We start from the raw sequence: 14,033 nt of genomic DNA on the forward strand, positions 1-14,033 counted from the left end.
ACTCAGCGGGGGTGGGGTGGCTGGTAGAAAGGTGGGGTGGGGTGGGACCGGGGGGCGGTACGGGAGCGGGCTGAGGCGGTGCTGCGGCGCCTGGCCGGCGCGCACGCGCGGCTGCGCGAGGACCAGTGGCGCGCGATCGAGGCGCTGGTCGTCGACCGGCGGCGGGTGCTCTGCGTCCAGCGCACCGGGTGGGGCAAGTCGGCCGTCTACTTCGTCGCCACCGCCCTGCTGCGCGGGCGGGACGTCGACCCCGGTGCCGACGGGCAGCCGGGGAGTGCCGACGTCGGCCCGACGGTGATCGTCTCGCCGTTGTTGGCGTTGATGCGCAACCAGGTGGAGGCGGCCGGTCGGGCCGGTATCCGGGCCCGCACCATCAACTCGGCGAATCTCGACGAGTGGGACGCGATCACCGCCGAGATCCACGCCGGCACGGTCGACGTGCTGCTGATCAGCCCCGAACGCCTCAACAACCCGGACTTCCGGGACACCGTCCTGCCCCGGCTGGCCGCCACCACCGGGCTGCTCGTGGTCGACGAGGCCCACTGCGTCTCCGACTGGGGGCACGACTTCCGTCCCGACTACCGCCGGCTGCGCACCTTCCTGGCGAACCTGCCGGCGGGTACGCCGGTGCTCGCCACCACGGCCACCGCCAACACCCGGGTCACCGCCGACGTCGCCGAGCAGCTCGACACCGGACCGTCGGCGGTGACGCCGCCTGCCACCGGACCGTCGGCGGTGACGCCGCCCGCCGCCGACGACGCCACCGGGGACGGGACCGCGCGAACGGCGCAGTCCGCCCCGGGACGGGGGGACGTGCTGGTTCTGCGCGGCAGCCTGGACCGGGAGTCGCTGCGGCTGGCCGTCCTCGACCTGCCCAGCCCGGCGCACCGGCTCGGCTGGCTCGCCGACCACCTCGACCGGCTCCCCGGCTCGGGGATCGTCTACACGCTGACCGTGGCGGCGGCGGGGGAGACCGCCGACTTCCTCCGCTCGCGCGGCTATCCGGTCGCGGCGTACACGGGGCAGGCCGACGACGCCGACCGGCGTGCCGCCGAACAGGACCTCCTCGACAACAAGATCAAGGCGCTGGTGGCGACCTCCGCGCTCGGCATGGGCTTCGACAAGCCCGACCTCGGCTTCGTCGTGCACCTCGGCGCACCGCCCTCGCCGATCGCGTACTACCAGCAGGTCGGCCGGGCCGGGCGGGCCGTCGAGCACGCCGAGGTGCTGCTGTTGCCCGGAGTCGAGGACGCGGCGATCTGGCGGTATTTCGCCTCGCTCGCCTTCCCGCCGGAGGAGCAGGTCCGCGCCGTGCTCGCCGCCCTGCGCACCGACCGGCCGCTCTCCACCCAGGCCCTCGAACCCGTCGTCGACCTGCGCCGGGCCCGGCTCGAGATGATGCTCAAGGTGCTCGACGTCGACGGCGCGGTCCGCCGGGTCCGCGGCGGCTGGCTCGCCACCGGCGAGCCCTGGGCCTACGACGGGGCCCGGTTGCGCCGCGTCGCCCAGGCCCGCACCGCCGAACAGCAGGCCATGCGCGAGTACGCCACCACGACCGACTGCCGGCTGCGTTACCTGCGCGAGTGCCTGGACGACGACGCGGCAGCCGACTGCGGCCGGTGCGACCGGTGCGCCGGGCCGCTGTTCGACGCCACGGTGTCCGGTCCGGCGCTCACCGCCGCGCAGGCGTTCCTCGGCCGCCCCGGCGTGGAGTTGGCACCGAAGAAGCTCTGGCCCACCGGCCTGGACACGGTGGGCGTACCGCTGAAGGGGCGCATCGCCCCGACGGAGCAGGCACTGCCGGGACGTGCGGTCGGGCGTCTCTCCGACCTCGGCTGGGGTGGGCGGTTGCGCGCCCTGGTGGGCCCGGACGCCGCCGACGCGACGGTGCCGGACGACGTCGTCGCCGCCGTGGTCGAGGTGCTCAAGGACTGGTCGCAGGGGGACGACCCCTGGCCGCACCGTCCGGCGGGCGTGGTGGCGGTCGGCTCCCGACGGCACCCCCGGCTGGTCGGCTCGCTCGCCGAGCGGATCGCCTCGATCGGCCGGCTGCCCCTGCTCGGCCAGGTCACGCCGACCGGTGTCGCCGGCCCGGACGGCCCGCGCGGCAACAGCGCCCAGCGGGTACGCGCGTTGCACGACGCCTTCGCCGTGCCGGACGACCTGGCCGGCATGCTCGCCGGGCTGACCGGCCCGGTCCTGTTGGTCGACGACCTGGTCGACTCCGGCTGGACGCTGACCCTGGTGGCGCGGTTGCTGCGCCGTCACGGCGCGCCCGGAGTCCTGCCCCTGGCCCTGGCCGTCGCCGGCTGAGCCGCGGGCGGCCCACCGGGGCCGTGGCGGGGCGCGCGTGTCCCGGGGCGGGCGGAAAAGTTCCCGGCCGGGGCGGAATGCGACCGTTACCACGCCGTCGCCGTGGCCGCCCGGTGACGGGTCGTTCCGACGGTACCGTGAACCCCATGAACGACCAGTTCCCCGTCAGTACCCTCCGGCTGGCGCTGGTGGTGGCCGGGCTGGTCCTCGCGTTGATCGCCGGCTTCGGCATCGGGCGGCTCAATCCCCACCCGTCGTCGGTGGCGGGGATGTCCACCACGGCCGGCACCGACCACACCCACCCGGCGGGCACTCCGGTGCACGAGCACCCCGAGGGCGGGACGGAGGTCGGCGGTCTGGCCGTCACCTCGGCGGGTTACACCCTCGCCCCGTTGGGCGGGACGTTCACCGCCGGCCGGGCCGACGAGTTCCGCTTCCGGATCCAGGAGGCGGGGCAGCGACCGGTGACCCGGTTCGCGATCGTGCACGACAAGCCGATGCACCTGATCGTGGTACGCCGGGACCTCACCGGCTACCAGCACCTGCACCCGACGATGGCCGTTGACGGCACCTGGTCGGTGCCGCTGACGCTGCCCGAGCCGGGGATCTGGCGGGCGTACGCCGACTTCTCCACGTTCACCACCGACGGCGTGCAGACGCCGGTGACCCTCGGGGTGGATCTGGTCGTCCCCGGCGCGTACACCCCACGGGAACTGCCCCCGGCGGCCCGGACCGCGACCGTCGACCGGTTCACCGTCGACTTCCAGGGCGACCCCCGCATCGGCGTGAACGCGCCGATGGCGTTCCGGGTGCGCATCGGTGACAGCACGCCCACGTTGGAGCGCTACCTCGGCGCGTACGGGCACCTGGTGGTGCTCCGCGAGGGCGACCTCGGCTACCTGCACGTGCATCCGGAGACGGAACTGGCCGGGAACGCGCTGATGTTCCGGCTCACCGTGCCCGGCCCCGGTCGCTACCGGTTCTACCTCGACTTCCAGGTGGCCGGTGAGGTGCACACCGCCGAGTACACGGTGACGATGCCCTGACCGTCCCCGCGTCCGGCGACGTGGCGCGGGCTCAGCCCGCCCGGCGGCGGGCGGGACGGTGGGCGAGGTACCGCAGCATGTCCCGGATCTGGTGCTTCTCCTCGGTGGCAACGGCGGGGTCGGCGAGCCGGTCGAGGATCACCCGGACGTCCGCCTCGACCGGGGCGTCGTCGCCCCGACGCCGGGCCGCCGGAGCGCCGTCGGGCAGGCCGAGTGCCCGGAACGCCGCGGTGACCGGCACGTCCAGGGCGGAACAGAAACCACGGACCTTGGCCAACTCGGGATAGTCCTGCCAGTCGCCGGCCAGCCAGCGGAAGATCGTGGACCGGCCCACCCCGGTGTGCGCGGCGAGGTCGGTGACGGTCCACCCGCGCTCCTGGCGGGCGTCGTCGATGGCCCGCCGGACGAAACGCGCGAAGGCCATCTGCGGCGAAACCTCTGCGGAGCCCATGATCGGGTGTCCCTTTCCGGCCGGTCGCACCGGACGGTGCGTCTTCGAGGGTAGTACCCCCGGCAGGTCAGGGGGTCGCCCGATCGCCCGGCTGGTCACCCCTGATCCGGTATACCGACGGCAACAGTTGCCGCCGGTCAACCAACTCGGCGACGGGAGCGGCGGGCTACGCGCCGCTGTCGAGGAGGGTCTCCAGGCGGGGCGTGACCTGCCACTGCCCCACGAGGGCGCGGTACTCGGCGTGCTGCTCGTCGGTGCCGGCTGCGGTGGTGCGACGGGCGCGGATCAGCAGGTTGCGGGGGGTGTGGCGGGAGTCGACGAACTCCACCACCTCGGCCCGGTAGCCGTGCGACCGGAGCAGCCCGGCCCGGAGCGCGTCGGTCAGCACGTCGGCGAAGCGTTCCCGCAGGATGCCCTGCCGGGTGAGCAGCTCGTACGGAGCCGGTGCGGGTCGGGCCCGCAGTTGCGCGGCGAGGTCGTGGTGGCAGCACGGGGCGGCGAGCACCCAGCGGGCCCGCCAGCGGACCGCCCGGGCCAGCGCCTCGTCGGTGGCCGTGTCGCAGGCGTGCAGCGCCAGCACCAGGTCGGGAGCCGGGTCGACCTCCGCGTCGAGGATGGTGCCGGCGACGAACCGGACCCGGTCGGCCCAGCCGAGGCGCTCGGCGAGGGCGGTGTTGCGTTGCCGCTGGTCCTCCCGGACGTCCACGCCGACGAGTTCCACGTCGACGCCGCGCCGGGTCAGGTAGCGGTACGCGGCGAAGGTCAGGTACGCGTTGCCGCAGCCCAGGTCGACCACGCGCAGGGGACCGGCCAGATCGTCGGGCAGCGTGGCGGCGAGGGCGCGGAGGAAGGCGTCCACCTGTCGGCGCTTGGCCGCCGACCCGCCGATCTCGGCGAAGATCGGGTCACCCGGATCGAGCAGGTACTCCTTCTCCCGGTCGTGACCGTCGGACGCGGCGGCGGGACGACTGGCGGCGGCCCGGTGCACCTGAGCCTCGCCGGACTTGGTCACCCGGAGCTGGACGGTCGCGTCGGTGGTCTCCACGTGCCAGTTGCCGAACGGCTCGGCCAGCAGCGCGTCGACGGCCTCGTCCGCCTCCCGCCCCGGGGCGACGTTGCGGGTGTGCGGGCGGTTCCCGTCCGAGGTGGAGATCTGGAGCCGGGGGCCGGCCTTGAGGGTGACCGGCCGGAGTTCGGCGCGTACCACCGAGGGGCGCTGCCCACGGCGTCGTCCGGCGGCGACCGCCCTGGTCAGGGCGGGGCCGAGCAGCAGGGCCCGGAGGTCGGTGAGGGCGTCGTCCAGTGGTACGGGCATCGGTCCATCATCCTCGTCGGGCCAGCGGTCCCGCCCGGCGGCCCGCGTCAGAGACGAACGTCCCCCGTACCGGTGCACCGGTACGGGGGACGTCGGCGTGCGGTCGGTCAGTCGACGATCGCCTCGGCGGGCGTACCGGTGGCGGAGCCGGCGCCACTGCGGCGGCGACGGCGACGGCGGGGCTTCGCCTCGCCCTCGGCCGCGCCGGCCGGGCTGCCGGCGGTGTCGTCCGCGATCACCGCGGTCGGCTCACCGTCGGAGACCACCTCTCCGGCCCGGCGGCGACGCCGGCGGCGCGGGGTACGGGCGCTCTCCTCGTCGGTCGCGACGGCCTCGGTCGGCGACGCGTCCGTCGACGACGCGTCGGGCGAGGTGTCGGAGCCGCGCCGACGGGAGCGGCTCGGGCGCTCGCCCCGGCGGCTGCTTTCGCCGCGCCGGCCGCCCTCGCCCCGGCGGCGGCCACCACCGAGGTCCTCCTCGACCTCGGCGGAGAGCCCCGCCCGGGTCCGCTCGGCGGTGGGCAGGGTGCCGGTCATCTCGGTGGAGATACCCAGGTCGGTGTAGAGGTGGGCGGAGGTGTGGTACGTCTCCGGCGGCTCGGGCATGTCCAGCCCGAGGGTCTTGTCGATGATCCGCCAGCGCGGCATGTCGTCCCAGTCGACGAAGGTCACCGCGACCCCGGTCGCCCCGGCCCGGCCGGTCCGGCCGATCCGGTGGGTGTAGGTGTCCTGGTCCTCCGGGCAGTCGTAGTTGATCACGTGGGTGACGCCGCTGACGTCGATCCCGCGCGCGGCCACGTCGGTGGCGACCAGGGTGTCGATCTTGCCGGCCCGGAACGCCCGGAGTGCCCGCTCCCGCGCGCCCTGCCCGAGGTCGCCGTGGACGGCGGCCACCGCGAAGCCCCGGAAGTCGAGGTCCTCGGCGACCCGGTCGGCGGCCCGCTTGGTCCGGGTGAAGATCATGGTCAGGCCGCGTCCCTCCGCCTGGAGGATCCGGGCCACGATCTCGATCTTGTTCATCGAGTGCGTGCGGTAGGCGAGCTGCTGGGTCTGCGGCGACGGACCGGTCTCGGCGGTGTGCCCGGCGTGGATCGTCACCGGTCGGCGCAGGAAGCGCCGGGAGAGGGTGACGATCGGGTCCGGCATGGTGGCCGAGAAGAGCATGGTCTGCCGGTCCTCCGGCAGCATCGACAGGATCTTCTCGACGTCGTCGAGGAAGCCCAGGTCGAGCATCCGGTCGGCCTCGTCCAGCACCAGGGCGTGCACCCGGTCGAGCCGGAGGTGCTTCTGCTTGGCCAGGTCGAGCAGGCGGCCCGGGGTGCCGACGAGAACCTCGACGCCCTTGCGCAGCGCCTCGATCTGCGGCTCGTACGCGACGCCACCGTAGATCGGCAGCACCCGCACGCCCCGGGTACGGCCGGCGGCGGCGAGGTCCTTCGCCACCTGGATGCCCAGCTCACGCGTGGGTACGACGACCAGCGCCTGCGGCACGCCGTCGCTGCCCTCGCCCGGCGCGAAGACCCGCTCGAGCAGCGGGACGCCGAAGCCGAGGGTCTTGCCGGTGCCGGTCGGAGCCTGGCCGATCAGGTCGGTGCCGCGCAGCGCGATCGGCAGCGCGTACTCCTGGATGGCGAAGGCGCGGGTGATGCCGGCGGCGGCGAGCGCCTCGACGGTCTCCTGCCGCGCGCCGAGTTCGGCGAAGGTGGGTGCTTCCGGGCGAACCGGAGCGGTCGGGGCCAGTTCCTGGCCGTCCGTGTGGAGATCTGTGGGGGCCAGGAGCTGGCCGTCCGTGTGAAGATTCTGTTCGCTCATGTGGTGTTGGGGGTGCCCTCTCGTGGTGCGCCCCGTCATGTCCGCAGGGCGCGTTCGGTATGGCGCGGGCCACACGGTCGGCGGCAGAACGCCGTGCCGGACCGGGCCGCACGCGCGCCGTGGGCAGGACGTCCAGCCGGATCGACGGCCGCACCTGCGGCGGGCGAACATCAGAACGGCGCCCACGGCAACTGCTCCATACTACCTGGCCAACCCGGATGACGTCCTGGTCTGTGTGAGGGGCGGCCGACGCGGGGGTCAAGGTTGTGGCCCAGGTCACAGTATCTCCGGTTCGGGAATCCGTGATCGGCTGCCCCACGCCCCGTGCCGCCGACGGGTAACCTGCGCTCGTGTCCGCCGCCCCCGCACCACCGTCCGCCGTCGTCGATCTGCTCGGCCTGGTGGCCCTCGGCGAGCTGCTCGCCTTCGACCGGATGGCCGCCGACGCCCGGCTCGCCCCCGATCTGCGACGTCGGGCCGAGCTGAGTGCCATGGCCGCCGCGGAGATGGCCAACTACCGGCGGCTCGCCGACCGGCTCACCGAACTGGGCGCGCTGCCCGACGACGCGATGGCGCCGTACCTGACGGCGTTGCAGGCGTACCACGACTCGACCGAGCCGAAGGACTGGCTGGAGGCGGTGACCAAGGCGTACGTCGGGGACGCCATCGCCGACGACTTCATCCGGCAGATCGCCGACGCGCTGGCCGAGCCGGATCGGCAACTGGTCCTCGACGTGCTGCACGAGTCCCGGTACGCCGACTTCGCCGCCGCCGAGATCAGGGCGGCGATCGAGGCGGATCCCCGGGTGGCGAACCGGCTCTCCATGTGGGCGCGGCGGCTGGTGGGGGAGGGACTCTCCCAGGCGGGACGGGTGGCCGCCGCCGACCGGGGTGCGCTGACCGGACTGATCGCGCGGGGCGAGGACGGGGACGCGCAGAAGCTGTTTCGCAAGCTGACCGCGGCCCACACCGCGCGGATGGGCGCGGTCGGACTGAACAACTGAACACCGACCGACTCGGGCACGGACCGTAACCGGGAGCGCCGCGGTCCGACGGCGCTCCCGTCGTCACCGGTCGTGCCTCGGTCCTGGGGTGCCCCCGTCGTCACCGGTCGTGTGGTGCCACCGGGAGCGGGGCGGTCGTCGGGGTTTCGCGGAGCCGGTCCGCGGCAGGTGGACTTCCGGCACCTGCCGCGGCGACCCGGGTGGACCGGTGGGCGGTGGACCCGCCCGTCAGCGGACGGTGAACCCGACCGCGCGCGGCGCGGCCTCGGCGATCTCCACGTAGGCGAGCTTGCTGACCGGCACGATCACCCGCCGGCCCTTCTCGTCGGTCAGCGAGAGCGTTCCGTCGCCGGCGATGGCGTCGGTCACGATCTGCTCGATCTCGGCCGGCGACTGCGCGCTCTCCATGACCAGCTCACGCGGCGCGTACTGCACGCCGATCTTGACCTCCACTGTGCCTCCTCATCCGGGCGAAACGACCGCCCTGGGAAGGCTAGCCGATCCGGGCAGGCGATGGTCACGGTGACTCGGTTTGCCCCGCCCCGGCGGCCGGCTCCCCCTGCAACGGGAAGCTGGCGATGCCCCGCCAGGAGAGGGCGGCGAGCAGCGCCTCCGCCTCCGCCTTCGGCACCTGCCGCCCCCCGCCCAACCAGAACTGCGCGGCGGTCTCGGCCGCCCCGACCAGTCCGGACGCCAGCAGCTCGGCGTGCGCCCGGCTGACCCCGGTGTCGGAGATGATCGTGTCGGTGATCGCCGCGATGCAGCCCTGTTCCACCCGCTCCACCCGCTGGCGGACGGCCGGGTCGTTGCGCAGGTCCGACTCGAAGACCAGGCGGAACGCCTCGCTCTCGTGGTCCATGAAGTCGAAGTACGCCCGGACCGCCCCGCTGACCCGCTCCTTGTTGTCGCTGGTCCCCCGCATCGCCTCGTGCACCTTGGCCAGGAATCCGTCGCAGTGGGTGTCCAGCAGGGCGAGGTAGAGCTCGAGCTTCCCCGGGAAGTGCTGGTAGAGGACGGGCTTCGAGACCCCCGCCCGTTCGGCGATGTCGTCCATCGCCGCCGCGTGGTAGCCCTGCGCGACGAACACCTCCTGGGCCGCCGCGAGCAGCTGCTTGCGCCGCGCCGAACGGGGCAGGCGCGTGGGACGACCCGCCGTCTGTGAGCCGTTCCCCACAGCTGTCATGGGAACCTCCGATGTTCGTCGTACGAGCCGCTACTTCCTACCCGAACCGGCCGGTCACTCGCCCCGCCGTGGAATTTGGCCCGCCGCTGTAACTTATCGCCACTGTCACCACACGGTAGCCTCAGCGGGGGCGACCAAGGAGCGCGCGGTGGATGAAACAGGGCAACCCGGTGCCGCCACCCCGGGAGAGCACGGCGATGGGACGGGTCAGCAGGATGACCTGGCCCACTCGGCCAGCGCATGGGCGCCGTCGGGCGCCGGCTGGTCCCGTGCCGCCGAGGGCGGGTCCCGGGGGGAACCGGCCCGCACCCAGTGGCGTCCCTCCGACCCGGGCCACGGCTGGGCCTCGTCGTCGCCGCAGCACGGTGACCTGCCCGCCCCGATGCCCGGTGTCGACGAGGTGAGCGAGCTGCCGAGCCGGGTCAACGGCCGGCGGCTCAACGGCCACGCCCACCGCGACGACTCCCCGGGTGGGCGACAGGTGCCGGTCAGCGCGCCGCCCAGCCTGGCCGGTGATCCCGACCACGGTCGGCTCGCCGTCCCCGCGCAGCGGCCCGCGCCCGCGCTGGAGCAGGCCGGTGAGCCGGGCCGGGAGACCGCCGCCCTCCGCCATCCGACCGGCGGGCAGCCGGTGCTGCAACCGGACACCGCCGTCCGCCACCCCACCGGCGGATATCCCGTGGTGGAGACCGGCGGGGCGACGACGCACCCGGCGGTGGACACCGGGACGCTCCGCCATCCCACCGGGGGGCACCCGGTGCTGTCCACCGAGGGCCGGTCGGCGCGGCACGCCTCGGACGAGCTCCCGGCCCCGCACGCGGAGCGCCGGGTCGAGGGGAGCCGCCCGACCTCGGTGCCCCCGGCGCAGTCGCCCGCCGGGTTCGACACCCCGCCAACGCGTCCGGCGTCGTCCGCCGTGGACCAGCCGGCCGACGGCCCGGGCCGGGGGGCCACCCCGCCGTCCCCGGCCTGGGGCGAGCCGACCGACGCGTACCCGACCGACCCCGGTCCGGCCCCGTCCGGCGCCGACGCGGAGCGCCGGCCCTGGAACCCGCCCACCGAACCGGAGCGCCCGAGCTGGGCCGGCGGTGGTTGGGCGCCGCCGTGGTCCCGCGAGGGCGGCGGTGGCCGGCGGTCCCGCGCGGAGCGGCACAGTGAGGACGACGAGCCGACCGGTCGCCGGTTCCGGGAGGAACGGCCCCACGAGGACGTGCCGCCGGCCTGGGCGCCGTCGTCCGACGCCCGGGAACCCGAGTCGCGTCGCCTCGCCGACCCCGTCCGGACCCCGTCGAGCGACCCCGCCGTGCCCCGAACCCCGTCGAGCCACTCCGCCGTGCCCCGGCCGCCGTCGGCCGAGCCCGCTTCCGGCCGGACACCCCGGCCGGAGACCACCTCCGGCCGGACACCCGTGGTCGAGGCCGGGCCTGCCCGGGTGCCGTCGGCGGAGGCCGGTGCGCCGTACCGGGCCGCCGAGGCGGGTGACGCGCGGGTGTCGCCGGCGGAGGCCGGCGCGCCGTACCGGGCCGCCGGGCGACGCTCCTACGAGCCGGAGGCGGAGGCGCGCCGGCCGTACCCGCCGGTGGACCAGACCGCGTGGGCGTCGGGTCGCCCGCCGGCCGCGCCGTCCAGTGCCCCACCCGTGCCGTCCCCGGCCGATCCGACGGAGCCGTCCGGCATCCGTCCCGAGACCCGTACCGTCCGGCCCTTCCGACTCCGGCCCGAGGCCGCCGAGACCGACCCTCCCCCGTCGGCCGGCCGCCATCCGGACCGTGCCGGCGTCAGTCCCCTCGCGGCACCCGCCACGAGCGGGGCCGGGCGCGTCGATCCCACCCCGCCCGCGCCCGCCCCGGCGAGCGCACCCCCGTACACGGCCCGTCGATCCGCGCCCGACCCGGTGTCCCCGGCTCCGTCCACCGTCGCCGATCGGCATCCGGGCGGTACGCCGGCGGTGCTGCCCCAGCGCGTACCCGCCGAGCCGGATGTGCCCGTCGTGCCGGAGCCGCCAGCCGTGGAGCCCCCCGCCCACACGCCCGAACTCGCCCGTATCGCCACCCACCTGAGACGGGAGGACGAGCCGGCACCGCCGCAGGAGCGCCCCGAAGGCTTCGACGTCGACGCGATCCTCGACGCCGTCCGGGGTGTGGCCGGGGTGCGTGACGCGTCGCTGCGGCGTACCCCCGCCGGCGCGCACAGCCTGCGGCTCGACCTCGCCGACGGGGCGGACGCGGCCGAGGTGAGCCGGCACGTCGCCCGCCTGCTCCAGGAGCGGATGGGGCTGGCCGCCGCGCCGCAGAACGTGCCCGGCCCGGTGCCCACGCCCGACCCGCCGGTGCGCCGCCGCATCGCGCCTCCGCCGGAGGGCCGGGCCGAGGTGCCGGCCGACGTGCGCCGTCGTCGCCGGCAGCCCGGCACACCCCAGGGCCGGGCCAGCGTGGAGGAGCAGCTCAGCCCGTGGGCCGCCTTCGGCGGCGCGGCCACCGGGAGCCCCGTGGGGGCCACCGGGAGCCCGGCGACGCTGGCTGCCTCGTACTCGGGTGGGCAGCGGACCACGACGGAGACCGCGCCGTCCCGGCCGCTGGACACCGGCGGTGCCCCCGGCCCCCGGGTGGTGATCGACCACGTGCAGGTCAGCACCTTCGGCCTCGACGCGGACGTCGAGGTGCGCCTGCTGGCCGGCGCGCGCAACGCCGCCGGCCGCGCCGTCGGTCCGGCCGTCGACGGGTACGTCCTGCGCCTCTGCGCGGTGGCCGCCGCGGCAGCCGTCGACGAACTGCTCCGGGTCGCCGGCTCCGGACGCGGGCGGTGCTTCGTCGAGCACGCCGCCGTGGTGCCCTTCGGCACCTGCGAGGTGGCCACGGTGGTGGTCCTGCTGGTCTGCGACGGCTGGGTCGAGCAACTGGCCGGTTCGGCGCTGGTTTCCGGCGCCGATCCCCGGCAGGCCGTGGTCCGGGCCACCCTCGCCGCGGTCAACCGCCGATTGGAAGCGCTGCTGACCTGAGCGTCCAGCGGCAGACTGGAAACATGAAGCCCGCGACGCTCGGACCGGACGACCTGCTCCCGGCCGACCGGATCCCGCCGCCCTGGCCCGGCCGGTCGGTGCTCCTCGACGGCTCGGTCATCCACGTCCGGGACACGCCGGCCACCGCACCGGACGCGGAACCGGCGCTCTACGTCCACGGCCTGGCCGGTTCGGCGCAGAACTGGACCGACCTGGCCGGGCTGCTCGCCGGCCGGCTGGACGGCCAGGCCGTCGACCTGCCCGGGTTCGGGCACAGCGACCCGGCCCACCGTTACACCATCGGGGCCTTCGCCGACCGGATCGTCCGGTGGATCGAGTACTCCGACCGGGGACCGGTGCACCTGTTCGGCAACTCGTTGGGCGGGGCGGTCGCGGTCCGGGTGGCGGCGCTGCGGCCGGATCTGGTCCGGACGTTGACGCTGATCTCGCCGGCCCTGCCCTTCCTCGACTTCCGCCGCTCGTTGCAGGGGCGGATGCTGCCCCTGCTGGTGATCCCCCGGGGCGAGCGACTGGCCGCCTGGCGGCTGGCCCAGCTGGCTCCCGAGATGATGGCCCACCAGGTGTTGGAGGCGTGCATCGCCGACCTGACCCGGATCGGCGAGCAGCGCCGCCGCGAGGCGCTGGAGGAGATCCGGCTCCGACACCGGACCGAGCACCACGCCGCCGCGTACGTACGCACGTTCCGGGGCATCGTCTCCAGCTTCCTGCGGTCGTACCTGCCGGGTTCGGGTTCACTGTGGCGGATGGCCCGCGCGGTGCAGGCTCCGACGCTGGTGATCGGCGGGCGGCGGGACCGGTTGGTCGACGTACGGGTGGCGCCGCAGACGGCCCGGATGATCCCGGACAGCCGACTGTTGATGCTGGACGCCGGGCACGTGGCCCAGATGGAACTGCCCCGCACGGTGGCCCGCGCGGTGCTGGGACTTCTCGACGACGTGGCGCGAGTGCGTGACCGGGGGTGACGTGGCACCCTGAGCGGGATGTCCACGCCATCCTCTCGCCCGCGCCATCCACACCGGAGGGTCCTGGCGTACGTCCTGGCCGCGTCGGCCGTCACGGTCGTGGTCGCGGCCGTGACGGCCGTGCTACCCGCCCGGTCCGGCACCGCACCGGCCACCACCGCACCGGCCACGGCCGGGTCGGTCGCCCCCCTCGTCGCACCGACGCCGACGCCGACGCCGACACCGTCGCCGAGCGTCACCGCGTCCCCGCCACTGCTGCGGATGCCGGGTCCGGTGCCGTCCGCCGGTCGGGGCACCTTCGGCTTCGACGACCGGCCGGGTGAGCTGCGGGGCCGCGCCGGCATTCTGCGCCGCTACCGGGTGGCGGTGGAGGCGGGTTCCGGGGAGGACGTCCGGGCGTTCGGTACGGAGGTGGAGCAGGTGCTCGCCGCGCCGGGCAGCTGGATCGGCAGCGGGCGGCTCCGCCTGCAACGGGTTCCGGGGAACGCGCCGCACGACTTCACCGTCTACCTGGCGACCCCCCGGACGGCGGGCCGGATGTGCGCGGCGGGTGGGGTGAACATCCGGGTCGGTGGCCGGCCGTACACCTCCTGCCGGGCCCCGGGGAAGGTGATCCTCAACCTCGACCGGTGGCGGACGTCGGTGCCGCACTTCGTCGACGCCGGGGTGCCGTTGACCGTCTACCGGGCGTACGTGGTCAACCACGAGGTCGGTCACGAGCTGGGATACCGGCACGAGCGCTGCCCGAAGCCGGGGCGGCGGGCACCGGTGATGATGCAGCAGACGCTCTTCCTGAAGGGCTGCGTGGCGAACCCGTGGCCGTACCTCGACGGCCGGCGGTATGCGGGCCCCCGACTCTGAGTTCACTCCTTCCGGAACTGACTCAGGGTATGGCGGCCCTCGATCTGGCCGCCGGCCCCGACGATCCC

At 75.0% G+C, this 14,033-nt stretch carries 11 protein-coding genes; 6 read left to right on the forward strand and 5 right to left on the reverse strand.

All coding sequences use genetic code 11. The features are described 5' to 3' along the window. The first annotated feature begins 36 nt into the window (after window positions 1-36). Window positions 37-2,313 carry a DEAD/DEAH box helicase gene (locus ACIBJE_RS14600; protein WP_396748232.1) on the forward strand — a complete coding sequence of 759 codons (2,277 nt, stop codon included), beginning with the start codon at window positions 37-39 and terminating at the stop codon, window positions 2,311-2,313. A 146-nt stretch (window positions 2,314-2,459) separates the two neighbouring features. Then, entirely contained in the window at window positions 2,460-3,359 is a 900-nt protein-coding gene (locus tag ACIBJE_RS14605) for a hypothetical protein (protein ID WP_396748234.1), read from the forward strand. A gap of 31 nt (window positions 3,360-3,390) precedes the next feature. Here ACIBJE_RS14605 and ACIBJE_RS14610 read toward each other — a convergent pair whose 3' ends face one another. From ACIBJE_RS14610 to ACIBJE_RS14620, 3 genes are all read right to left on the reverse strand, one after another. Further along, window positions 3,391-3,810: a multiprotein-bridging factor 1 family protein gene (locus ACIBJE_RS14610; protein WP_396748236.1), complete on the reverse strand. Its 420-nt coding sequence runs from the start codon at window positions 3,808-3,810 to the stop codon at window positions 3,391-3,393. Between the two features lie 166 nt (window positions 3,811-3,976). Continuing rightward, entirely contained in the window at window positions 3,977-5,125 is a 1,149-nt protein-coding gene (locus tag ACIBJE_RS14615) for a class I SAM-dependent methyltransferase (RefSeq protein ID WP_396748237.1), read from the reverse strand. Between the two features lie 107 nt (window positions 5,126-5,232). Beyond that, window positions 5,233-6,936: a DEAD/DEAH box helicase gene (locus tag ACIBJE_RS14620; RefSeq protein WP_396748238.1), complete on the reverse strand. Its 1,704-nt coding sequence runs from the start codon at window positions 6,934-6,936 to the stop codon at window positions 5,233-5,235. 350 nt (window positions 6,937-7,286) lie between these two features. On the opposite strand from ACIBJE_RS14620, the gene ACIBJE_RS14625 reads away from it, so the two are divergent. Then, entirely contained in the window at window positions 7,287-7,940 is a 654-nt protein-coding gene (locus tag ACIBJE_RS14625; RefSeq protein WP_396748240.1) for a ferritin-like fold-containing protein, read from the forward strand. A gap of 228 nt (window positions 7,941-8,168) precedes the next feature. Here ACIBJE_RS14625 and ACIBJE_RS14630 read toward each other — a convergent pair whose 3' ends face one another. Continuing rightward, window positions 8,169-8,393, reverse strand: coding sequence for a DUF3107 domain-containing protein (locus ACIBJE_RS14630; RefSeq protein WP_088981995.1), 225 nt, complete (start codon window positions 8,391-8,393; stop codon window positions 8,169-8,171). Between the two features lie 64 nt (window positions 8,394-8,457). Beyond that, window positions 8,458-9,123, reverse strand: coding sequence for a TetR/AcrR family transcriptional regulator (locus ACIBJE_RS14635; protein WP_145837020.1), 666 nt, complete (start codon window positions 9,121-9,123; stop codon window positions 8,458-8,460). Between the two features lie 148 nt (window positions 9,124-9,271). Between ACIBJE_RS14635 and ACIBJE_RS14640 the strand changes: the two genes are divergently transcribed. Genes ACIBJE_RS14640 through ACIBJE_RS14650 form a run of 3 tightly spaced genes read left to right on the forward strand, consistent with a single transcriptional unit; the run spans window position 9,272 to window position 13,965 of the window. After that, window positions 9,272-12,121, forward strand: a complete 2,850-nt coding sequence (locus ACIBJE_RS14640; RefSeq protein WP_396748243.1) for a hypothetical protein — start codon at window positions 9,272-9,274, stop codon at window positions 12,119-12,121. 23 nt (window positions 12,122-12,144) lie between these two features. Then, the gene (locus tag ACIBJE_RS14645) at window positions 12,145-13,104 is read left to right on the forward strand and encodes an alpha/beta fold hydrolase (protein WP_396748245.1); all 960 of its coding nucleotides are present in this window, start codon (window positions 12,145-12,147) and stop codon (window positions 13,102-13,104) included. Between the two features lie 18 nt (window positions 13,105-13,122). Next, the gene (locus tag ACIBJE_RS14650; protein WP_396748247.1) at window positions 13,123-13,965 is read left to right on the forward strand and encodes a DUF3152 domain-containing protein; all 843 of its coding nucleotides are present in this window, start codon (window positions 13,123-13,125) and stop codon (window positions 13,963-13,965) included. Window positions 13,966-14,033: the final 68 nt, after the last annotated feature.

This window comes from Micromonospora sp. NPDC050187 (assembly GCF_044459745.1).
Classification (GTDB): Bacteria; Actinomycetota; Actinomycetes; order Mycobacteriales; family Micromonosporaceae; genus Micromonospora.

Excerpts from the sequence above, each read along its gene's own strand:
- ACIBJE_RS14605 (WP_396748234.1), top strand. The coding sequence starts at position 2,460 with ATGAACGACCAGTTCCCCGTCAGTACCCTCCGGCTGGCGCTGGTGGTG.
- ACIBJE_RS14610 (WP_396748236.1), bottom strand. The coding sequence starts at position 3,810 with ATGGGCTCCGCAGAGGTTTCGCCGCAGATGGCCTTCGCGCGTTTCGTC.
- ACIBJE_RS14615 (WP_396748237.1), bottom strand. The coding sequence starts at position 5,125 with ATGCCCGTACCACTGGACGACGCCCTCACCGACCTCCGGGCCCTGCTG.
- ACIBJE_RS14620 (WP_396748238.1), bottom strand. The coding sequence starts at position 6,936 with ATGAGCGAACAGAATCTTCACACGGACGGCCAGCTCCTGGCCCCCACA.
- ACIBJE_RS14635 (WP_145837020.1), bottom strand. The coding sequence starts at position 9,123 with ATGACAGCTGTGGGGAACGGCTCACAGACGGCGGGTCGTCCCACGCGC.
- ACIBJE_RS14645 (WP_396748245.1), top strand. The coding sequence starts at position 12,145 with ATGAAGCCCGCGACGCTCGGACCGGACGACCTGCTCCCGGCCGACCGG.
- ACIBJE_RS14650 (WP_396748247.1), top strand. The coding sequence starts at position 13,123 with ATGTCCACGCCATCCTCTCGCCCGCGCCATCCACACCGGAGGGTCCTG.